Origin of the sequence: Legionella longbeachae (assembly GCF_004283175.1) — a bacterium.
GTDB classification, from domain to species: domain Bacteria; phylum Pseudomonadota; class Gammaproteobacteria; order Legionellales; family Legionellaceae; genus Legionella; species Legionella longbeachae.
In genome coordinates this window covers 131,394-154,949 of the sequence record NZ_RXNW01000003.1, presented here as the reverse complement: position 1 = coordinate 154,949, position 23,556 = coordinate 131,394, and the positions used below count along the sequence as shown (strand labels likewise).

The following is a 23,556-nucleotide window of genomic DNA, read 5'->3' as shown; positions in this document are numbered from 1 at the left end:
AACAGCAGGGGGTCTATTGAATCCCATGCGCCAAGATAAAATTTCAATCATGTTGAAAACTTTTAAACCCCCGCTTTCGCTAAAAAGACATAGCTTAAGTCAGCAACTGTAGAAGTTATGAGGGATGATAAAGCTTTGATGAACGTATAGCGCTTTATAACGCCTTCATATGCTGCTCATTCAATTGATTACAATCCGTGCGAATTTGTGGCTCTTGCCATAAAGTTACAAATAAAACCATAACTAATGGTCCTACAAACAACCCCAGTAAACCCAAGGTTTCAACCCCCCCTAATATACCAAATAAAACAGCTAAAAAGGGTAATTCGATTGCGCCACCTATTAATGCAGGTTTAATAAAATGATCAGCTACAAACATAACCAAGGTGCCCCAAACAAGAACAGCGATTGCACCAAACATACTGCCAAATGCAAATAAAATCATAGCGACTGTAATAAAAACGATAGGGACAACAAAGGGAATCATTGCTGCAAGTGCAGTAATAAACCCTACCAAGGTAGGTGCGGGAAAACCAACTAAACCATAACAAACTCCCATTAAAAAACCCACTCCAAGCCCTACAACTATCGTGCCATTCACTGTCGCTCGCAAAGCTTTAGGGAGCCTATCTGCATAGCGGAACCATCTTTTGCCCAAACAGTTTTCACCTACAAGATAAATTTGTGTAATTAATCGATCGCCATCACGATAGAAGAAAAATAAACTTAATAAAGTAAAACCTACTTGAACACTTCGATGAGCCAAATTAGAACCAATTTGTTTTACATAGTAACTGGTTGGAGTTAAAGATAAATGAATATTGGATAACAATCCTTTAATCATCCCTGGTTTGCCGATATTATTATCCCAGTAAACAACCAGGTCACTTCCTATCCAAGGAAAATTTTTCAAGAATTCAGGCGCCATGCCTCCTTTTTCATTTAAGCTTTGTAAAAAATTGATGAATATTTGTAACTCCTTTATGAGAAGCCCTACTAACCAACTTAGAGGAAGTAGAAGCAATAATCCAATTAAGGTGGTGAAAAGTAAAGCCGATAAATCGTCCTTGCTCCCAAAAAATCGACGCCATCTTTCGTATAAAGGATAAGTAGCAATAACAATTATAGAGGCCCATATCATAGATGGGATAAAGCGATGAATAATAAACAAGCTAAGAGCTATAATTCCTACAGTTAGGCCCATACTAATGAGCTCTTTGTGATTCTCATTCATCAAGCAAAACCCCATGCGAAAATTTGCATAATTATCCAAGCAGGAATCGCTGCGAGTACATCATCAAGCATAATTCCTAACCCACCATGTACTTTTTGATCCACATATTGTATAGGATATGGCTTCCATATATCGAAAATTCGAAACAAAATAAAACCGAAGATCATCCAGGATAATCCTTTGGGAGCCATAAACATAGTCAGTAAATAACCCACGACCTCATCCCAAACAATCCCTTTATAATCGTGTACACCTAACTCTTGAGATACTTTTTCACAAACCCAAATACCTATAATAAATGCGACCAATGTAAAAAAAAGATAAACCGTCCAGGGAGTTCCTATAACTAACAAATAAAGAGGTACAGCAGCTAATGTCCCCCAAGTACCAGGAGCTGTAGGCATTAATCCAGTACCAAATCCAAAAGCGATAAAATAAACAGGGTTTTGAAATACACATCTAGCTAAATTAGTTTGTTTCATTATTTTTCTCAACGTCACTTATCGTCCATGTAGATGATTAAAAATTATCTACCTAACGAAAAAAATTTAAAAATGTGTATAGCCTACTGGTTTTAACGCAATACACTGATTATCAGCATTTTTTATCCTTATCCCAGGAGCAGTCTCTATCACACCTATAGGATAGCAAACCAAGTTCGCTCTCTTAAATTCATTCATTAATGAAGATAATTTATTTTCTGGTACCGTAAAACATAATTCGTAATCATCGCCGCCTGTTAAGGCTAAGTCAACTGCTTTACCGGGCAAATATTTTTTAAGTAACAAATGTGTTGGAATTGCATCTGCATTTAGGCAAGCCCCTACACCACTGGCAACACAAATATGATTTAAGTCAGCTCCAAGTCCGTCAGAAATGTCTATAGCTGCAGTCGCATACACTCGTAAAAAACTAATTAAATCAATACGAGGATTAGGGTGCAATAATTTCTGCATTAACTCCTTTTTCTCTTCTTGGGGTATTTCCGAATCAAGTAATTTAATAGCTAGTGCTGCAGCACCCAACTCTCCAGAAACCAAAATAATGTCTCCAGGTTTCGCCCCACTTCGTGATATCGCTTGTCCTTCGGGTGTTATACCCAAAACAGTAATTGTAATCGATAAAGGACCTCGAGTTGTATCCCCACCAATTAAAGACATATTTAACTGATTTAGAGAGTCCTTTAATCCGTGTGCAAAGGAAGCCAGCCACTGTGAATTTAATTCAGGCAAAGTCAAGGCAAGGGTAATCCAACATGGTTTTGCAGCCATAGCGGCCATATCACTTACATTAACCATAATGGATCGACATGCAATATCATAAGCACTCCATTCAGGTAAAAAATGTACCCCTGATACTAAAGTATCAGTACTGACCAGTATATTCACTCCATCAGAGACGTGTAAACAAGCCGCATCATCACCAATACCTAATAATACTTCATCCCTTTTTAAATCAAGTGGTTTAAAAAATTGAGTAATGAGTGAAAACTCATCCATTGCTATGACTGATTTCAATTGAGCGAACTTGACGCGCCAGGTTGTTTAGTACGCCATTGACATAACGATATCCATCTTGAGAACCAAACTCTTTGGTCAATGAAATAGCCTCGTCAAGTACAACTTTATAGGGGATTTCAGGACAATAGAGTAATTCAAAAGAACCCAAACGTAAGACTGTAAGCTCAATTGGATTAAGCGCAGAGATTTCTCGATCGAGAAATGGTGTAATACTTGTCTCTAGTGACGCAACATGCTCAGGGACGCCATGTAATAAACGGCAAAAATAATCGACATCTACTTTATCCATTTTATTAATGACACGAAATTGTGCTTCTATTTCACACACTTCTGTTCCTGCCATTAACCATTGATAAAGAGCCTGAAGTGCTAATTTTCTGGCTTTTCTTTTACCACTTATTGACTGCTTTTCCACCTTAACCTCATAAACGTTCTAAATAAATAACAATACCAATTGTTCAATTTGCTAATTGTAAACAAATCCTAGTACTCTAAGTGAAAATCTTGATGAACGTCCTTATTTGACATATCTTGATACAGAGTGAGTGGTTATTCTAATCTTTATTCATCTGATCAATAGTTAGCCTGAAATCACTCACATCTTTAAAGCGTTTATACACCGAAGCAAATCGCACATAAGCTACATGATCCAGACTAAATAATGCCTTCATCACGAGCTCACCTACAATTTGGGAATCAATTTCTCGCTCCCCTCTTCGACGTATTTCTTGCGTTATTGAAATAATTGCAGCTTCCAATGCATCGACACTCACCGGTCTTTTTTCCAAAGCACGCAACATACCCGAACGCAAATTTTCCATATTAAAAAGCTCACGTCGACCATCCCGCTTTACAATTAATGGCATGATTAACTCAGCTGTTTCAAAAGTAGTAAAACGCTCATGACACACAAGGCATTCCCTTCTCCTGCGTACTTGAGCCCCTTCCGCAACTAAACGTGAATCAACTACCTTTGTTTCTTCTGCATGACAAAATGGACAATACATGATTATTTATAAACCGGAAACTCACGACACAAAAGCAAGACCTGCTCCTTCACTTTAATTATAGTCGCTTCATTATTAATATCATCAAGAATATCTGCTATCCAATTTGATAAAAGAATAATTTCTTTTTCTTTAAATCCTCGAGTAGTTACAGCTGGAGTTCCCAAACGCAAACCACTGGTGACAAACGGGGAGCGCGGATCGTTAGGAACAGTATTTTTATTCACAGTAATATTTGCTTTATCTAAAGCGGTGTCCGCATCCTTTCCTGTTATATTCTTATCAATCAAGTCGACCAATAATAAATGATTGTCTGTACCGCCAGAAACAATTTTATAGCCCCTATTCATTAATACAGATGCCATTGTTTTTGCATTTAATAAAATTTGTTCTTGATACACCTTAAATTCAGGAAGTAATGCTTCTGCAAAAGAAACTGCTTTAGCCGCAATGACGTGCATTAATGGTCCTCCTTGAGAACCAGGAAATACAGAAGAATTCAGCTTTTTCTCAATTTCTTCGTTAGCACGACATAAAATCATTCCGCCTCTTGGGCCTCTTAATGTTTTATGCGTCGTAGTTGTCACAACATCGGCATAAGGTATAGGTGAAGGATACAGGCCTACAGCGATTAAACCAGCCACATGCGCCATATCAGCCATTAAATAGGCGCCTACTTTATCTGCTATTTCCCTAAATCTTTGCCAATCAACTACGCGTGAATAAGCTGAAAATCCGGCAATAATCAATTTAGGTTTATGCTCTAAAGCCAAGCTCTCTACAGCATCGTAATCAATTAAACCAGTCTGAGCATCTACGCCATAAGATACGGATTCATATAACTTGCCTGAGAAATTGACCTTGGATCCATGGGTTAAATGCCCTCCATGAGGCAAGGCCATTCCCAAAACCACATCACGGGGGGCTATTAATGCCATCATTACTGCTGCATTGGCCTGGGAGCCAGAATGCGGTTGAACATTAACGTAATCAGCACCAAAGAGTTTCTTTGCCCGGGCAATAGCTAATTGCTCCGCAATATCAACATACTCACATCCACCATAATAACGCTTGCCTGGATAGCCTTCAGCATATTTATTGGTCAATACAGATCCTTGGGCTTGAAGTACACGAGGGCTGACATAATTTTCTGACGCAATAAGCTCAATATGCTCTTCCTGTCGCTGTTGCTCATTAACAATCGCTAGAAAAAGTTCATCATCAAAATTTTTTATGGTATAGCTGTCATCAAACATAAGTCATCCTAAAGAAAAAAGTTAAGATCGAACAATGATGTCATTGCGCACCCTTCTCACACCATCTACATTTGCTGCAATTGCTCCTGCGCGTTGTTTTAATCGTTCAGTAGCCACAAAACCACTAAGTTGTACTTCATCTTTAAAGGTTTTTACTTGTACTGCTAAACCAGTAGATCCTAATTGATTCACCAAAGTAGCTTTAACCTTAGTCGTTGTGGTGGAACTATCAAGAAATTCTCCTGTGCTTTCTCTGCCTGGTGAAGCGACGCATGCTATAATTAGTATAGATAAAAGCAACAGAAACATTATTTTAAGTGAGTTACGCATCTTCAACCCCCTAAAGAAAAACCCCATTAGACTACCACAAAATTTGATGGTATACGAACTGTGAATACAAATTAGAACGAATTCTACTCAAGAAGACTGCGATTACTCCTATGTTTGCGAATTTTTTGAATCAACATTTTCTTTTTTTTGGGGAGTTGGGCGATGACCATGACTAGGATGTCGGTAATCATGAAGACGTTCATCAAAACCATATATTTCAGCACGGGGGGGAACAGAATGAAAATAACCGGCATCATAATATTCAGGCTGCTTCATTTGGCAAGAGGCCAATAATGGAAGCACTAAAAAAGAAGGTATTAGATATTTCATAAGCTATTCCTCTCATACAAAATAGGGAAGTTGCATCAAAATGCAACTTCCCTATCTGTTACTAAATAACCTTAACGATTATTTATTTTGTAGTTACTTCTACTTTAATTTTTTTATCATTGTCACTCTTATTAAGACCATTTGCTAAATAAGGTACGATATGAACTGTAGAGCCCACTCTAGTCCATTGGTCATAAATGAAATAGTAAGGTGAACTTACAGGAGCAACTCTGAGTTGCATGCTGTAATGACAGCTACCACGATAATACAAGCTAATAAAATGAGAATCATCGTTAACAGGAATTACAAAAGGCTGTAAATAAGCGCGATCATCGAAAAAACCATCTACAAAAACAGCTTCATACGAGCTATTTCTCACTTCAATTTCACAATAACCTGGAAGCATAGAAGGTTTACTGGTTACATTCTTATTATTAACTTCATTAGCATTAGGATGCATATGTTGGTTTGCTGCAACAGCGTGACCAAACAATCCAAAACAAACAGCAAACAAAAAGGACTTCAACTTCATGGTTTCTCCTTCGATTGATGAAAGCCGCATAGTAGCAAAGTGTTGAATTTAGTCAATAGGATATTTTTGTAACCATGAAATATATTTTATAAATCCAAAATCGATAAAATTGAATCAGATAAAGACAATTAAAGATAATAAAATTAATCTTTCGTGTTATATTTGGCAGACTTAAAATTTGCCCTTTTCTAAAAATTCCGGAGAGCATTGATGAAGTTAGTAAAAAAACGAATGACCATTATGGGAATAGTCTTACTGATTGTTTTCGGTGGGATCATTGCGTTTAACTTGATAAAAGCATTCATGATTAAGCGTTTTTTTGCAAACTATCAACCGCCGGCTGTTTCTGTAGCTTCAGCTGTTGCAAAAGCAGTAGATTGGCAACCAACAATCAATGCCGTAGGTAATTTTGTAGCTATTAATGGGGTAGACGTAAATTCACAAGCCTCGGGAAATGTCATTAAAATTGATTTTGAATCTGGGCAGTATGTTGATAAAGATGCCCCCTTAATTACGATTGATGACAGTGTTGATCAAGCAGTACTAAAATTTAATCAAGCTGAATTAGCAATTAAAAATTTAAATTATCAACGCCAAAGTGATTTATATAAACGTGGTGCATCCCCTATATCAAACGTCGACGAAGCTAAAGCAAATCGCGATCAAGCTCAAGCTAAATTGGAGCAAACAGAAGCACAAATAAAACAAAAACATATTACTGCTCCTTTTGCAGGAAAATTAGGCATACGGCAGATCAATTTAGGGCAATTTATCAGCCCAGGACAAACATCGATTGTTTCCTTGCAATCACTTGATCCGCTGTATTTACAATTTTACCTTCCAGAACAACTTTATAAAAAGATAAAACCAAATCAAACCATTACTTTTTCTGTAGAAGCATTTCCTAATGCTCTTTTTGAAGCAAAAGTTACTGCAATCAACTCCAAAGTCGATCAAAACACTCATAATGTTCTCGTGCAAGGGACTCTTGCCAATTGCCCTACTTCAGCAATTAAAGATCCTGCAAAATCAACCCTGGTGAAAATTCGAAAAGAACACTTGGGAAGGAAATTGATTGTTTCCTGTAACTCTGAACTTAACGCTCAAAATAAAGTCCATAGTTTTACGTTTGTTCCAGGAATGTTTGCTTCGATTGAGATAAGCCAACCACCAATACCAGACACAGTTATAGTTCCATCCACCGCAATTTCTTACAGCTTATACGGCAATGCAGTCTACATTATCGAAAAAAATGCGGAGGGTAAGAAAAATAAAGATGGATCTGATCTCCTCACTGTGAAACGTGTCTTTGTAAGTATAGGTGAACAGCAAGGGAATTATACAGTCATTAAAAAAGGGATTAAAGCTGGACAATTAGTCGTAAGCGCAGGGGAAATAAAATTACAAAATGGTACCCCTGTAGCTATCAATAATGAAGTCAAACTCGATGAAGTGAGTAATCCAGATATGTTAAGTCAATAGACTTTATGAGTGCATCGCCTATTACAGTATTTTTTAATCAGGAAAAGTTATGAAATTTACCGATCTCTTTATCAAAAGGCCTGTGCTTGCCATGGTAATTAGTCTGCTTATTTTTCTTTTTGGTATCAACGCCATTTACAATATGCAAATTCGACAATATCCCCGTATGGATAATACAGTAATTACCATTATGACTGGTTATCCAGGGGCAGATGCGGATCTCATAGCGGGCTTTATTACTTCCCCTATAGAAAAAGCGGTAGCCAGTGCTGAAGGGATCGATTACATGACCTCTTCAAGCACCCAGGGTTTAAGTACAATTACATTAAATATTAAGCTAAATTTCGATCCACAAATTGCCTTTACGGATGTAATGAGCAAAGTGCAACAAACAATCAACCAACTTCCCAAAGAATCGCAACAACCCGTTATATTAAAAACATCCGATGCTTCCACGGCCTTGATGTATATCAGTTTGGACAGTACTCAAATGTCACCTCAGCAAATCACTGATTATGCAACCCGGGTGGTGCAACCGCAACTGCAAACAGTAGATGGGGTTGCCAAAGCCGATATTCTAGGAGGGTCTACTTACTCGATGCGTATTTTCCTTGATCCCCAAAAAATGGCTGCATTGGGTGTTGCACCTTCTGATGTATCAGCGGTACTTGCTAAAAACAATTTCTTAACCGCAGCGGGGAATACAAAAGGAGAATATGTTGCTCTAAGCATTACGGCAAAAACAGATCTCAATAATGCGGATCAATTCAGTAATCTTATTGTCAAAAGTGATAAAGGCTCTATAGTACGCTTACGGGATATTGGAAAAATCGAGTTAGGCTCACAAAGTTATGACTCATCTGTAACCTTTAACGGAAAAAAAGCCGTATTCATTTCTATAACACCCACTCCAACAGCGAATCCTCTAACTGTGATTAGTGCTGTAAGGAAGATGTTACCTTCTGTGATCAAAGAATTTCCGCCCTCTTTAACAGGGACAATAGTCTATGATGCAACAGCCTTTATCAGGGCCTCTCTGGACGAAGTAACACATACCATTATTGAGGCTGCATTAATTGTTATTGTGGTCATTTTTTTATTCTTAGGTTCAATTCGTTCTGTGTTTATTCCTATAGTAACTATTCCTTTATCGTTAGTAGGCGTTTGTACCCTCATGCTCATACTGGGATACAGTATTAATTTATTGACTTTGCTGGCTTTTGTTTTAGCAATTGGTTTAGTTGTGGATGATGCAATTGTAGTAGTTGAAAACGTACATCGTCACATAGAAGAAGGAAAAACTCCTTTTGATGCTGCGATAATAGGTGCGCGAGAGATTGCTACACCTGTTATTGCGATGACGATAACACTTGCGGCAGTTTATGCACCTATTGGTTTTATGGGGGGACTGACTGGCGCTTTGTTTAAAGAGTTTGCCTTTACCTTAGCAAGCGCAGTAATTATTTCGGGGGTCATTGCATTAACATTATCGCCAATGATGTGTTCTAAAGTTTTATCCAAAGACATCACGAGCGGCAAGTTCGTACATTTTCTTGATACTTTTTTTAATAAACTTAAATCAAAATATCAAAAAGCACTACATAGTTTACTCGATACTCGCGTGATTATGCTCTATTTTGCAGCGGTTGTGATTCTGATGCTTCCCTACCTGTATACTCATACTTCAGCAGAAACAGCACCCGATGAAGATCAAGGCTTCTTTTTTGTCATGGCCATGATCCCCCAATACGCAACGCTTAATTACATAGAAGCATTTACCAAACCATTTGACGAAATTTATAAAAGTTTCCCTGAAACAGAAAATTATTTTACCGTAAATAATAATCAACCTATTTCAGGTATGGTACTTAAGCCCTGGAATGAACGTAAAAAAAGCCAATTTGCCTTGAAACAACCTTTACAAGACAAGTTATCCAATGTCGCTGGATTAAATGCTTTTGCTATCGTTCCTCCTCCACTTCCTGGTGGGGGTGGAGGAACACCAATACAATTTGTTATCAAAACAACAAATGATTTTCAGAGTTTACTTGATGTATCGAACAAGCTTACAGAAAAGGCCAAGAAAAGTGGCTTATTTATCTATGTAGATAATTCACTTAAATTCAATCAACCGCAAATTGAAATGAACATTAATCGCTCCAAAGCTTCAGAAATGGGATTAGACATGCAAGCGGTTGGAAGTAGTTTAACAAGTGCGCTATCAGGAAATTATGTCAATTATTTTAACCTGGAAGGTCGTAGTTATCAGGTGATACCGCAATTAAGTCGCTCCTTTCGCATGAGTCCAGAAGAATTGGGACAAATTTATGTAAGAACCATTAATGGCACTATGGTTCCGCTCTCAACAGTAGTAACCTTGGTAGAAAAAACCGTACCGAATGCGGCTTCGCATTTTCAACAAATGAACTCGGCAACCATTCAAGCAGTAATGATGCCAGGAAAAACTTTAGGTGAAGGATTACAATTTTTACAAAAAGAAGCAGATCAAGTATTGCCAAAAGGATTTTCTTACGATTATGGTGGTGAATCAAGACAGTTTATGCAAGAGGGTAACGCATTGCTCTTTGCTTTTGTTTTTGCAATCATAATTATATTTCTGGTACTTTCTGCTCAATATGAAAGCTTTCGCGATCCCCTTATTGTCTTAATTAGTGTCCCTATGTCGATTTGTGGTGCCCTCATTCCTTTAAATTTAGGACTAGCAAGCATTAACATTTATACCCAAGTCGGCTTAATCACACTTATTGGCTTAATCTCAAAGCATGGAATTTTAATTGTAGATTTTGCTAACCATTTACAACGGGAGAAAAATCTTGATAAAAGAGCTGCTGTAGAAGAGGCTGCAGGAATTAGATTAAGACCAATTCTCATGACTACTGCAGCAATGGTATTTGGTGTTTTGCCTCTTTTAATTGCCAGTGGTGCTGGTGCTGTGAGTCGTTTTGACATTGGGCTGGTTATCGCAACAGGGCTACTCATTGGAACTGGATTCACCTTATTTGTGGTTCCTACTTTATATACGTATATTGCCGAGGACCATCGCTCCAAAACATCCGAACCTCAATTTGACGAAGCAAAAATTCCTGATGTGCACTTACCTAACCAGCATCATTAAATAATACGAATTTGGGATAAGGGTTTTGTGGGATATGGTGTCTACCTAAGTCGCAAAGCTTGAATCGAAGTATACTAAGCCTTAACGACGGTATAGACACAAACCTTCGCATGAAACCATTTATTATTTGTTTTCTTATCCCATAAACCAATTGTGAAGCGTTCGTTTCACTCCGTGAAACGCTGATATCCCCCCCTAACTTCACACACATCCTTGCTCAACTTATTATGTATTTTGTGATACCATTCCTGCTTTTATCAGTACAGGTTTAATTATGGATAAAATCTATTCCCCAGAAGCAATTGAAAAAGCACGCTACAAGCATTGGGAAAATCATCATTATTTTCAACCCAATGGTGACGGCTCCAAATTTTGTATTATGCTCCCGCCTCCTAATGTCACTGGCAGCTTACATATGGGACATGGTTTTCAGCACACAATTATGGATGCATTAACTCGTTATCACCGAATGTTAGGTGATAAAACGTTGTGGCAACCTGGAACTGATCATGCGGGAATATCAACCCAACTGGTGGTTGAACGACAACTTGAAGCATCAGGTATTTCTCGAAAAGAACTCACTCGCGATGAATTTCTACAACGTGTATGGCAATGGAAAAATGAGTCAGGCAACACCATAACCCAACAAATGCGACGTTTAGGTGCATCAGTTGACTGGAGTCGCGAACGATTCACTATGGATGAAGGATTGTCTGCTGCTGTTCAAAAAGTATTTGTACAACTTTATGATGAAGGGCTGATTTATAGAGGTACACGTTTGGTGAACTGGGATCCTAAATTAGGTACTGCTGTATCAGATCTTGAGGTAATCTCAGAAGAAGAGGATGGATTTCTTTGGCATATTCGTTATCCAATTGTTAATTCAACAGAATTTTTGATTGTTGCCACCACTAGACCTGAAACAATGTTGGGAGATACAGCAGTTGCAGTGCATCCCGAAGATTCAAGATTCAAACATCTCATTGGACAAGAGGTACATCTGCCTCTTTGCGACCGAACTATTCCCATTATTGCTGATGAGTATGTTGATAAAGAATTCGGAAGTGGCTGTGTTAAAATTACACCAGCGCATGATTTTAATGATCATGAGGTAGGTAAACGTCATCAACTACCCCTAATCAATATATTAACCAAAAAGGGCTCTATAAATAAAAATGCGCCAATAAAATACCAAGGCATGGATCGATTTGTAGCAAGAGAACAAATCATTAAAGATTTAGCTGCTGCTGATTTATTAGTTAAAACCGAACCGCATAAACTCAAAGTCCCCCGCGGCGAGAAATCAAATGTCATCATCGAACCCCTCTTAACCGATCAATGGTATGTTAAAACACAACCTTTGGCTGAACCAGCTATTGCTGCGGTACAAAACGGCGATATTCGTTTTATACCTGAAACATGGACGAAAACCTATTTTCAATGGATGAATAATATTGAAGATTGGTGCATTAGCCGCCAATTATGGTGGGGACACCGAATACCAGCCTGGTATGACAGTAATGGTAATGTCTACGTAGGCTATAGTGAAAATGATGTGCGTTTTAAGTATAAAATTAAAGACTCTACGGTGCTGAAACAAGATGAAGATGTCCTGGATACTTGGTTTTCCTCGGCGCTTTGGCCTTTTTCAACTCTAGGTTGGCCTGAGCGTACTCCCGAATTGGAACAGTTCTATCCAACTTCTGTTCTGGTTACCGGTTTCGATATTATCTTTTTTTGGGTAGCCCGTATGATTATGATGGGCTTAAAATTTACCGGAAAAATTCCTTTTAAAGAAGTATTCATTACAGGTCTCATCCGCGATAGTGAAGGGCATAAAATGTCCAAATCCAAAGGAAATGTGCTTGATCCTTTAGATATTGTTGACGGCATTGATCTTGAATCATTAATTGCAAAACGAACCTCTAATTTAATGCTTGAATCAGTTCGCGATAAAATCGTCAAGGCTACACGTAAAGAATTTCCAGAGGGTATTAGCGCCTATGGGACAGATGCACTTCGCTTTACATATTGCTCGCTTGCATCAACAGGACGGAATGTACGTTTTGATATAGGTCGTGTTGAAGGATATCGAAACTTCTGCAATAAACTATGGAATGCTGCACGGTATGTCTTGATGAATACCGATGAAGAACAAATTGATTTTGGGGATGGCGCATTTCAGTACACACCGGCTGATCAATGGATTTTATCTCGCTTACAACGCACTATAAGCAAAGTTCATCATTACTTTGAAACTTATCGATTTGATTTATTATCAAATACTATATATGAATTTGTCTGGCATGAATATTGTGATTGGTACTTGGAATTATCTAAGCCAATATTACAGGATGAACATGCACTGAGCGCCCTAAAAAGAGGTACACGCAAGACACTCATTCATGTCTTGGATCAAATACTAAAAATGTTACATCCACTAATGCCATTTATTACCGAAGAAATTTGGCAGCGCACCACAAAATTAACCAGTGAGAATGGTGCAAGTATCATGGTCAGCGCCTACCCTCAGGTCAATGAAGAGTTTATTGATATTACTATTGAAGAGGAATTAGAATGGTTAAAATCAGCTATTCAAGCAGTACGTACCATACGCAGTGAAATGTCTATTTCACCAGCCAAGTATATCCCTCTTTATATTCGCAATATTACACCAATACTCAAAGAGCGTTTAGAAAAATACCAAGATACGTTCAAAGCATTGGGTAAATTAAGCCATATTCATTGCCTTAATATAGATGAAAAAGCCCCTGTGTCAGCAACTGCAGTATTGAACGAAATTGAATTACTCATACCTATGGCTGATTTAATTGATAAGGAGGCGGAGTTAACTCGACTCGCAAAGGAATTAGCAAAATTGGAGAAGGACATTAGCCTTGCCGAAGGTAAATTAAATAATCCTAAATTCACAGACAAGGCACCTGCAGAAATTATTGCCAAGGAACAAGAAAAATTCACCCAGGCACAGCAAGCTAAAGAAAAATTATTAGAGCATAAGGCAAGGATAGAATCGCTGTAAACTGGAGCATTATTGATAGTTATAAACGAATCAAACTATCAATATCACCATATGGGCATACCGACTTCTATCCCTATGCCCATTGAAAAATACAGCCCAAAATCTAAAATGTAAGCAACTGATGCTAAGAGTGCTTTCCGGATCCAAGGGCATCTTTTTGAGGAGAGCTGCTCATTGAATCCGATTTTTCAATTGATCCAATATGTGGCATTTAAATAAGAATACATAGATGCAGCTATTGCTGCAAGAACTGTCTTACTTGATCCTGATTATCCTTTCGATGGATTTCGCGATGCAATGGTATAAAATAAATGGGTCTCTCACGTAGAGTTTATCGAAACAACGCCTAAGATTTTCACTTTCCTCGGCATACTCTATGATTAATCCACCATGCCAATAATAAAGTAGATAATATTCCCAGATAAACACCAATATTTTTCCATTCATTGCCAACCAATTGTAATGCATCTGGACTATGCCAAATTGAAAAGGGTATCGCGAGCAAAACATCCATAATTGCAGAGCCCGCAACAAGCCCACAAGCAATAAGAGTACCTTTTTGCTTGCGAACCACTATTTCATCTTTTACGAGATCATTTTTATTCAAGCGCTTATTGACCCAAAAAGCGATCATACCGCCAATAAATAATGGAAAAGAAGAAGAAATAGGTAGATACATCCCTATCGCGACTCCTAAAATGGACAAGTTTAAATAACGTCTTAATTGAAAAAAATGATTTAAGAAAACAATAATTAATATAATGCTTGAACCAATTAACATCATTGCCCATGGCAATGAATTTCTAAATACTGCTTCAGTAATCGCAGCCATTAGTGCTGCTGTAGGTGCTGGTAAAGATTGATTAATATCCATATTAGGAAGAGGCATCACCCCTGCTATACCATATACTTCAAACAACAATTGCATTACTGGAGGAATAACCAAAGAAGAGATAACTACTCCAAGCAATAACATGAGTTGCTGTTTCCATGGTGTTGCCCCAACTAACTGCCCCACTTTCAAATCTTGGGTATTATCATTAGCAATGGCCGCAATTCCTGTGACTACAGAACCAATCATAATCGTAATCGCTTCTGCTGCCTGAATTTGTTCTGTACTTAATGGGAGAGGTAACAAATGATCAATCGCAACCAATAAAAGCCACGCAGCAAAAAGCATACCTGAAATAACAACAGAACTTCCGGGACTTGCCGTTACACCGACCATACCCGAAAAATAGGCAGTAATAACCGAAAAAATAAATCCTATAAATAAAACATAAAGTACTGCTAAAAAAATTAAAGTAGGTGAGTATTGATTGTCTAATCCTGCTTGCCCGAGTGGTAAAACAAGTTGAAAAAATAAAAATAATATTGCCGCGAATGAACCAATGCCTATTAAGATATAGGGTAAAGGAATATCCTTATCGATACGAGGAAGCTGCTCCATTTTTCCTTTAGAGCTAAAACTATTGAACGAAGCCCGAATATTTTTAGACAAAGGTTTAATTAACTTTAAAAAAGTCCATACTCCGGCAAACAACATAGCCCCTATCCCCATATAACGCATCTGACTGTTCCACAAAAATGATGCTGCTTGTTCAGGAGGATATTGATTGATAAAGTCGGGATAAATGTGGCTGACCACAGGTAATGCAATTAACCAGGAAATTACTGCCCCTAAAAATATACTAATTGCCATATCATGGCCAACAAGATAGCCTGCGCCTATCATTGTTGCGGAAAATCCGGCACCAAGACCAAACAAAGAACGCTTTACAACAAACCAGTGCCCCCAGCTATTGGCAATTATCTTGAATCCAGTTTGTAATAATTCAATAAAACCACCAATTGCACCGCCAATTAATATGTCATTAATGCCTGATTTTTCTACGGATGATTTTAATACCTCTGCAATGGCCCTACCTTCCGGGAATTTTAAAGACTGGTCATGAACCAGAATACGACGTAATGGAATGGAAAATAATACGCCCAAAATACCACCACAAACCGCAATAAAAAAATTGGTTAGGTAATCAAAATGATTCCAAAAACCAATAATAATTAATGCAGGAATAGTATATACAATTCCACCAGCAACCGCCTCCCCGGCTGAAGCGGCTGTTTGCACTGCATTATTTTCAAGAATAGTAGAATTTTTAAAAAAACGTAAAATTCCCATGGAAATAATTGCTGCTGGAATTGAAGCGGAGGTCAGAATTCCTAATTTCAATGCAAGATAGGCATTAGACATTGCTAACAAAACCGTGAGTATTATAGCAAGTAGTATCACTCGAACAGTAAGTTCCGGTACTTTTTTCTCTGTAGCTATAAAAGGTGTATCTGCCATTAACGACCCCAAACTTTATGTGCTACTTCAGGCTTTAATAAAGAAGCGATTTGAGATAAAGGAACGCTCACTGTCTGCGGGCCATAGACATAAGCCGCGACTTGATACGTATCGAATATTACATCTATACCTTCTGACGAAAAAGACCAGATTTTATAGTTTTTATCTGTAGGCTTGGTACCCTCTCCAATCCATTTTTTATCAGAGATATTTTTTGCAATTATTTTCTTATAACAAAAATCAGCCATAGGCTTTAAATAATCTACTTCAGGACGAAATAGCTCGGATAATTGAACTTGAGATCCATTGATAAAATTTAGCGTACTTACTGTGTTCGCGGGATGTGCCGCACCCTTATGATAAATAGAAATCATAAAACGCACACTTAAAACATTTTTTGTTTTGTAGGGTAATGAATAAGTAATATTTAAACCTGATTTACCTGGCGCATCAGCAGAAACATCAGCATCTGCTCCAACTTCTTTAAAAAAACGTTGTTTTGTATTTTCGATAAATCCCTGCAAGTCTGCATCAATACGAGGGTCTTTAAAACCCTGGGGGTACTTGATATCCAAAATATAAGTGGAGGTTTCTTTTTGAACTGAGGCTGGGTAAACGGCGTAAACAACATAAGAACATGCTGTAAGATATAAAGATAAAACTATTTTTACTAATTTTAGCATAATTTTATTCCCAATCATTTTTCTTAGAAGAAACCCACTCCCCTGCTATCATCATTTGATGTGGCAAAGGATAGGCAAAATAATAACAAAGGGCGGCACTGTCATCCGTAGACCAAAGCACTAAATCCGCAGTCATACCAGAAGCAATTACACCTACTTCATTTTGTATACCTAAAGCTTTTGCTGCCTGGCTCGTAACAGCAGCCAAAACCTCAGGAACAGTTAACGAAAAAAATTGACAGGCCATACTCATCATTAAACGTAATGAAGCAGTGGGTGATGAACCAGGGTTACAATCAGAAGCAACAGCGATGCCTACAGCAGCATGCCGCAATAAATCAACTGGAGGTTTGTGTTTTTCACGCAGAAAATAATAGGCGCCCGGAAGCAAAACAGCAACGGTGTTTGCTTCTGCCATAGCAAATGCTCCCTGAGCATCAAGAAACTCCAAATGATCACAAGACAAAGCTCCAAATTCTGCTGCAAGCTTACTTGCACCAAGATTGGATAGCTGCTCGGCATGGCATTTTACAGGAAGGTTTAATTCGTGGGCGGCATTAAAAATTTGCTCTGTTTGAGCAAGCGAAAAGGCAATAGATTCACAAAAAACATCCACAGCATCCGCTAATTTTTCCTCAGCGATGAAAGGTAGCATTTCTTGGCAAATCGTATCTACGTATGCCTGGCTGTTTCCTTTAAATTCCGGTCCAATTGCATGCGCCCCAAGAAAGGTTGTTCTAACTCTTAAACCCGTTAACTCACCTAAGCGTTTGGCAACTCGCAACATTTTTACTTCATTGGCTAAATCCAGGCCATAACCTGATTTAATCTCAACAGTGGTCACTCCATCATCTCGTAGAGCTAAAATTCTTGGTAAAGATTGCTTGAGTAATTCCGCTTCAGATGCTTCTCGGGTCTGTTTGACTGTTGATAATATCCCCCCCCCTTTTTTAGCAATTTCAGTATAACTTACTCCAGCAAGTTTCATTTGAAATTCAGCTGAACGATCGCCTGCATAAACTAAATGAGTATGACAATCAATGAGGCCAGGTGTAAGTAACTTGCCATAACAATCTTCTTTTTGCATTGTGTGATAAAACTGTGGGGGTAGTTGTTCTTGTGCACCACACCATACTATGAGGCCATTTTTAATCGCTATGGCTTGTTGCAACAATTGGTTTCCCTGGGCATCAATAGTCGATGCATTCAATAATAATTTATCGCAAGCAAACATTAAAAATCCCAATGAAGAACTTGATGAGGGGGCTTAAGCCAAGCAGGATGATGTTCTGTATCATATATGTCCCATTCCTTAGAGGCATAAGTATTCTTATCTATATCTAATAAAAGCCAAGTCAAAAATTCAGCCACTGTTTCTGGTGAAATCAAGCAATTTTTATCTTTCAAACGCTGATAAAAGTGTATGCGTTCATAATCTGGATTAGCGCTACTTCGGGCTACCACCTGCATATGAGTATCAATTATTCCGGGCATAACACTCGCAAAAGCAATATCTTCGGATTCTAATTGCCAACATTGAGTAAGCATTGATAAAGCAGCTTTAGAGACACAATAAGCAGCCCAACCTCTAATAGGAAAATAGGCAGCCCCTGAACCAATATTAAGAACTCTTCCATTAATTAATTTATTATAGAGTTTTTGCGTAAGAAAAAGAGCGGCATTCAAATTAGTATTTAAAGTATGCTGCCAATCTTCCAGTTCAACTTCTCTTAAAGGAACTAAAGGATTTAAAGTACCTGCATTGTTGATCAGAGCATCAATGCGAGGAACTTCAAGCAAATAATTTCTAATAGACTCGAGTCCTTCAGAAGTTGAGATATCAGCACACATATATTGAATTTTTGCTGACGTTGCCGCTGTTTCTTGCAACAACTTTTCTCTACGACCAACAATTAAAACAGATTGATCACGTTTTGCCAAAGAAAAAGCTAGGAACTTCCCAATCCCGCTTCCACCGCCAGTGATTACAAACATGATATCCTCTGTACATTTATTCATGTGAGCAAATGATACCAGACATTGAATAAACTTGGCATAATTTTATGCGCGCTTGCTGCAGAAAAGAACCCCTGATCAAGATGGAATTAATCCAAAGGTTCCCTTATAGGACTAAAAAGTATACCCTCATGTATAATACATGACTTTTCTCAGGTTCTTGCTATCGATCGTGTGTCAAATTGAGATTGGCGTGAGCATCATCTATCAAAACATAGGAGGAATTTAATGTTTGGACATCTTTCCAATTATCACCAACCCAACTCTGCACTTTGGCAAGGTAGAAAAGATACTATAAATGCAGAACGTTTTTTCCAAAAAATTATTTTTCCCAAACAACAAACTGATCTAATTACTAAAGAGAAAAAGACAATCTTCTTAGGATTTGCCAGCGATGCTGGAGTTAAGCGAAACCTGGGGCGACCAGGAGCAAAATTAGGTCCTGACCACATCAAATCTCAACTGGCAAAATTACCCTGCTCTCTGGATAAGTCGTTTTGGGATTTAGGAAACATCGTTTGCGAAGAGGATGAATTAGAAACAGCCCAATCCCAATTTGCGCATTTGATCAGTTTTTGTCATCAACAAGGTCACCAAACCATTGCATTAGGCGGAGGCCATGAAATTGCGTGGGCACATTATCAAGGATTAGCACCTCATTACAGTAAAATGGGTATTATTAATTTTGATGCCCATTTTGATTTAAGGCCCCATCAGAAAAATCAACCCGGAACATCGGGTACCCCTTTTTCACAAATTGCTGCTTATTGCGCAGAAAACAATCAAAGCTTTAATTATTGCTGTCTTGGAATCCAAAAAATGGGGAATACGGATTCTTTATTTCAACAAGCTCAAGCACTCAATGTCCATTATCTTACCGCCGAAGAAATCTATGGCAATAGTTTAGCCTGGCATTTAGCTTTTCTTGATGATTTCATGCTTAATCTGGATCATATATACCTAACAATATGCCTGGATGTTTTAGCAGAAGCTTTCGCTCCTGGAGTAAGTGCCCCTCAACCATTAGGGCTTACTCCCTGGCAAGTTCTACCTCTCTTGAAATACATAATTCAAAGTGGCAAAGTAGTGAGTTTTGATATTGCTGAATTGTCGCCGCCGCTGGATCAAGAACAAAAAACTGTTAGACTAGCGGCTCTTATTATTGCAGAATTGATACATTCAATTTAAGGAGTCAGTTTCATGAAGAATACGATACTCTGGGGTGCTCTTATTACTTTAATTGGAACCCAAGTTCAAGTACATGCCGATGCTACTCAACCAGCATCCACATCAACACAAACCTCTAATACTCTTGCTAGTCCTCAGGCACAAACACCTCCCGCACAGAGCGTGCCATCAATTAATTCAGCCCAATCTACACCCCCTGCTGTTATCAATTGTGACTACAAGATTCCGCCAGAAACAAAACAAATAGACCAGTCACTTGTCATAACCTGGTCAGAAAAAGCTGTGACTCAAGCCTTTGACTTTGATCCCAATAAATTAGATGAGCAATTACAAAAACTACAAGCTTGTTTTACAGAACAAGGATGGACAGGTTTTAATACAGCACTGCAAAAATCAGGGAATCTAGAGGCCATCAAATCACAAAAACTTACTGTAAGCAGTCAGGTAATGGGACAAGCTATTGTTACCGAAGCAAAAGAAAATCAATGGAAACTTAATTTACCGTTACAAGTTGTTTATCAAAATGATAAGGAAAAAGTAACCCAACTACTCAATATTGATGTGACTGTTGGCCGAAAAATCACTGGGGATTTGGGAATTGTACAAATGATTGCTGCACCAAAAGATACCGAAAAGTCATCAAACTCAAATACAACAAATACCACCCCCAATACTGATAATGGAGCAACTTCAACAACAACCCCAGCTACAACAACACCGACTACAACTACTCCAGCCGCATCTACTCCTGGAGAGCAAACTTTACCAGCAAAAAATAAATGACTCTTTTGACATAATCCCGAGTTAAATGATGTCTCTAGAGCATGTCCTTGTTTACGACGCGGCTCGCCCCTGAGAGATGGTCACAAAATGTGGCCATCTCTCAGGGGCAAACCCTAGAACTTCAAAAAGTAGAACCAGGTGCAGTTTCGAGATATCTAAAAGATTCAGCCGCTTCGCTCAGGATGACCGTTTTAAGGACATACTGAACTTAATGCAAGTGTTGAGCGAACTTTGCCAGAGCTCGTTAATTATAGCTCTGTCTCGAAGCTTGTTGAAGAAGCCTGCGAGACGGAACATATAGGTCAGTAAAGTTGAGTCAAATCCTAAAAACGATTATGACGCTTGTGTTTTATGTACACCGTTTTCATCAGGATAAGCCAAAACGATTACTTTAGTGCCTATTTGGAAAAAGTTTTCACTTAGCCATTTAGCTGCGCTAGGGAAAATGCGTACACAACCATGGCTTGATGGATGTTCAGGGACTTCATATGCCGCATGGATAGTATATCCTTGATAAAAATAGGTACAGTAAGGCATTTTTGCGCCACCTTTTGTATCTACCGGATATTCCCCTGAACGACACTCAGGACCTCTTCTGTTATATACCTTAAAAGTCCCAGTCACTGTTCTACAAGATTGGCTTGTATTTTCCTCGCAAGTATCTATCCCAGCAGATCCCCCTCCAGTTAGTAACCGATTACCTTCTTCATCATAGGCAGCCCAAGCAGAGACTTTTGGATCAAAAATAAATCGCTTTTCTCCCGATGCCCTAATTTTCTTAGGAAAATAGTCACGCCCACGTTTATCTTTTGTATAATGAACCGTTCTGTGCACATAACCTGCATCATCAGTAATCAAAGTGGATTCATCATATTCAACACATGCTGTTAATCCCAAGCATAGTAACAATGCCCCAAACAACTTATTCATCTAAATTTTATCTCCAATTAATTTTAATTATGATTCCAATTTTCTGTATTTAATGCGTGAGGGCCTATCCGCGGCGTCACCCAAACGACGCTTTCTATCCGCTTCATAATCACTGTAATTTCCTTCAATAAAGGTTATTTGTGAATCTCCTTCAAAAGCCATTAAATGGGTGCAAATCCTATCCAAAAACCAGCGATCGTGGGAAATGACAATAACACAACCAGGAAAATTGAGAATCGCGTCTTCCAAAGCACGCAAAGTTTCAACATCTAAATCATTGCTCGGCTCGTCAAGAAGCAATACATTTCCACCACTTTTCAGTAACTTAGCCAAATGCACACGATTTCGCTCTCCTCCTGAAAGTTGAGACATCTTCTTTTGCTGATCTGAGCCTTTAAAATTAAAACGTCCTACATAGGCACGTGAGGGCATTTGAAAACTACCTACTTGCATAATATCATGCCCATCAGATATTTCTTGCCATACTGTTTTGTTGGGATCTAATTCATCACGTAACTGATCTACGTATGCTAATTGCACCGTTTCACCGATACGGATAACACCACTATCAGGTTCCTCTTGACCTGTGACCATTTTTAAGAACGTCGATTTACCTGCACCATTCGGACCAATAATGCCTAAGACTCCCCCTTTCGGAAGTTTGAAATCGAAATTATCAATTAAAATGCGATCACCAAATGATTTAGTAATTTGTTCTCCTTCAAGTACAAGATCTCCTAATCGTTCGCCTGGAGGAATATAAATTTCATTGGTCTCATTACGTTTTTGGAATTCCTTAGAGTTCATTTCCTCAAAACGGGCAAGACGTGCTTTATTTTTAGCATGCCGTCCTTTAGGTGAAGTACGTACCCATTCGAGCTCTGCTTTAAGAGAGCGCTGGTGCGCATCTTCTTGTTTTTGTTCCATCTCTAAACGTGCTTCTTTTTGCTCCAGCCAAGAAGTATAATTGCCTTTATACGGTATCCCTTCACCCCGGTCTAACTCTAAAATCCACTCAGCAGCATTATCCAGAAAGTATCTATCATGAGTAATTGCTACTACTGTGCCAGGAAAGCCTTCAAGATAATGCTCCAGCCAAGCTACAGATTCAGCATCCAAATGGTTTGTCGGTTCATCAAGCAATAACATATCAGGATTAGAAAGCAATAGACGACATAACGCAACGCGACGTCGCTCACCACCTGATAAATTTCTAACCGCCGCATCCCAATCGGGTAATCTAAGTGCATCAGCAGCAACATCAAGCTTTCTATCCAAATCCCAACCGCCACCAGCTTCAATTTCATTCTGCAATTCACCTTGCTCCCCAAGCAAAGTGTTCATCTCATCATCACTCATTGGCTCAGCAAAACGCATACTGATCTCATCAAAACGCGCAAGTTTATCTTTCATATCTTTTACGCCTTCTTCAACGACCTCACGTACCGTTTTATCCAAATGAAGTTGCGGTTCTTGTTCAAGATAACCAATTTTAATCCCTGGTTGGGGCCTGGCTTCTCCTTCAAATTGTGTGTCAACACCTGCCATAATGCGCAATAGAGTTGACTTACCAGATCCATTTAAACCTAAAACGCCGATCTTGGCACCCGGGAAAAAACTTAATGATATATCTTTTAAAATAAATCGTTGATTTTCAACAATCTTGCTAACACGATTCATGGTAAAAATATATTGTGACATAACTACTCCGTCTTTTTTTAATTTTGTCTGTATAAACA

At 38.5% G+C, this 23,556-nt stretch carries 20 protein-coding genes; 5 read left to right on the top strand and 15 right to left on the bottom strand.

Annotation, left to right across the window (positions count from 1 at the left end; genetic code table 11):
• Positions 1-154 precede the first annotated feature (154 nt).
• From EKG34_RS04105 to EKG34_RS04065, 9 genes are all read right to left on the bottom strand, one after another.
• Entirely contained in the window at positions 155-1,234 is a 1,080-nt protein-coding gene (locus tag EKG34_RS04105) for an AI-2E family transporter (RefSeq protein ID WP_012978897.1), read from the bottom strand.
• Positions 1,234-1,716, bottom strand: coding sequence for a phosphatidylglycerophosphatase A family protein (locus EKG34_RS04100; RefSeq protein ID WP_003632531.1), 483 nt, complete (start codon positions 1,714-1,716; stop codon positions 1,234-1,236). The genes EKG34_RS04105 and EKG34_RS04100 overlap by 1 nt, the downstream gene beginning before the upstream one ends.
• Positions 1,717-1,782: 66 nt before the next feature.
• Positions 1,783-2,733 (bottom strand): thiamine-phosphate kinase, encoded by a 951-nt coding sequence (thiL, locus tag EKG34_RS04095; protein WP_003632533.1) that lies wholly within the window; start codon positions 2,731-2,733, stop codon positions 1,783-1,785.
• The gene (gene nusB / locus EKG34_RS04090; protein WP_003632534.1) at positions 2,726-3,169 is read right to left on the bottom strand and encodes a transcription antitermination factor NusB; all 444 of its coding nucleotides are present in this window, start codon (positions 3,167-3,169) and stop codon (positions 2,726-2,728) included. Before nusB ends, thiL begins: the two co-directional genes overlap by 8 nt.
• A 139-nt stretch (positions 3,170-3,308) precedes the next feature.
• On the bottom strand, positions 3,309-3,761 hold the full coding sequence (gene nrdR, locus EKG34_RS04085; protein WP_003632535.1) for a transcriptional regulator NrdR: 453 nt from the start codon (positions 3,759-3,761) through the stop codon (positions 3,309-3,311).
• A gap of 2 nt (positions 3,762-3,763) precedes the next feature.
• Positions 3,764-5,017, bottom strand: a complete 1,254-nt coding sequence (gene glyA, locus EKG34_RS04080) for a serine hydroxymethyltransferase (protein WP_012978896.1) — start codon at positions 5,015-5,017, stop codon at positions 3,764-3,766.
• A gap of 21 nt (positions 5,018-5,038) precedes the next feature.
• On the bottom strand, positions 5,039-5,347 hold the full coding sequence (locus EKG34_RS04075; RefSeq protein ID WP_012978895.1) for a BON domain-containing protein: 309 nt from the start codon (positions 5,345-5,347) through the stop codon (positions 5,039-5,041).
• 108 nt (positions 5,348-5,455) lie between these two features.
• Positions 5,456-5,677: a hypothetical protein gene (locus EKG34_RS04070; RefSeq protein WP_003632538.1), complete on the bottom strand. Its 222-nt coding sequence runs from the start codon at positions 5,675-5,677 to the stop codon at positions 5,456-5,458.
• Positions 5,678-5,759: 82 nt separating this feature from the next.
• Positions 5,760-6,209, bottom strand: coding sequence for a hypothetical protein (locus EKG34_RS04065; protein WP_003632539.1), 450 nt, complete (start codon positions 6,207-6,209; stop codon positions 5,760-5,762).
• Between the two features lie 210 nt (positions 6,210-6,419).
• Between EKG34_RS04065 and EKG34_RS04060 the strand changes: the two genes are divergently transcribed.
• From EKG34_RS04060 to EKG34_RS04050, 3 genes are all read left to right on the top strand, one after another.
• The gene (locus EKG34_RS04060) at positions 6,420-7,691 is read left to right on the top strand and encodes an efflux RND transporter periplasmic adaptor subunit (protein ID WP_003632540.1); all 1,272 of its coding nucleotides are present in this window, start codon (positions 6,420-6,422) and stop codon (positions 7,689-7,691) included.
• Between the two features lie 49 nt (positions 7,692-7,740).
• A complete protein-coding gene (locus tag EKG34_RS04055; protein WP_003632541.1) occupies positions 7,741-10,827 on the top strand; it encodes an efflux RND transporter permease subunit in 3,087 nt (1,028 codons plus the stop codon).
• A gap of 274 nt (positions 10,828-11,101) precedes the next feature.
• On the top strand, positions 11,102-13,867 hold the full coding sequence (locus EKG34_RS04050) for a valine--tRNA ligase (RefSeq protein WP_080619816.1): 2,766 nt from the start codon (positions 11,102-11,104) through the stop codon (positions 13,865-13,867).
• 355 nt (positions 13,868-14,222) lie between these two features.
• On the opposite strand, the gene EKG34_RS04045 is transcribed toward EKG34_RS04050, so the two are convergent.
• Genes EKG34_RS04045 through EKG34_RS04030 form a run of 4 tightly spaced genes read right to left on the bottom strand, consistent with a single transcriptional unit; the run spans position 14,223 to position 18,895 of the window.
• Positions 14,223-16,217, bottom strand: a complete 1,995-nt coding sequence (locus tag EKG34_RS04045; protein ID WP_080619817.1) for an OPT family oligopeptide transporter — start codon at positions 16,215-16,217, stop codon at positions 14,223-14,225.
• A complete protein-coding gene (locus tag EKG34_RS04040; protein WP_003632545.1) occupies positions 16,217-16,900 on the bottom strand; it encodes a DUF3298 and DUF4163 domain-containing protein in 684 nt (227 codons plus the stop codon). The genes EKG34_RS04045 and EKG34_RS04040 overlap by 1 nt, the downstream gene beginning before the upstream one ends.
• Before the next feature lie 4 nt (positions 16,901-16,904).
• Positions 16,905-18,134: an imidazolonepropionase gene (hutI, locus tag EKG34_RS04035; RefSeq protein ID WP_080619818.1), complete on the bottom strand. Its 1,230-nt coding sequence runs from the start codon at positions 18,132-18,134 to the stop codon at positions 16,905-16,907.
• Complete coding sequence (locus tag EKG34_RS04030) at positions 18,134-18,895, bottom strand: SDR family NAD(P)-dependent oxidoreductase (protein ID WP_012978893.1); 762 nt, start codon at positions 18,893-18,895, stop codon at positions 18,134-18,136. The genes hutI and EKG34_RS04030 overlap by 1 nt, the downstream gene beginning before the upstream one ends.
• A gap of 249 nt (positions 18,896-19,144) precedes the next feature.
• On the opposite strand from EKG34_RS04030, the gene hutG reads away from it, so the two are divergent.
• Positions 19,145-20,104 carry a formimidoylglutamase gene (gene hutG / locus EKG34_RS04025; RefSeq protein ID WP_003632548.1) on the top strand — a complete coding sequence of 320 codons (960 nt, stop codon included), beginning with the start codon at positions 19,145-19,147 and terminating at the stop codon, positions 20,102-20,104.
• 12 nt (positions 20,105-20,116) lie between these two features.
• Positions 20,117-20,887 (top strand): DotI/IcmL family type IV secretion protein, encoded by a 771-nt coding sequence (locus EKG34_RS04020; RefSeq protein WP_003632549.1) that lies wholly within the window; start codon positions 20,117-20,119, stop codon positions 20,885-20,887.
• A 333-nt stretch (positions 20,888-21,220) separates the two neighbouring features.
• Here EKG34_RS04020 and EKG34_RS04015 read toward each other — a convergent pair whose 3' ends face one another.
• Complete coding sequence (locus EKG34_RS04015) at positions 21,221-21,817, bottom strand: L,D-transpeptidase (protein WP_003632550.1); 597 nt, start codon at positions 21,815-21,817, stop codon at positions 21,221-21,223.
• 27 nt (positions 21,818-21,844) lie between these two features.
• A complete protein-coding gene (gene ettA, locus EKG34_RS04010; protein ID WP_012978891.1) occupies positions 21,845-23,518 on the bottom strand; it encodes an energy-dependent translational throttle protein EttA in 1,674 nt (557 codons plus the stop codon).
• Between the last annotated feature and the right edge of the window lie 38 nt (positions 23,519-23,556).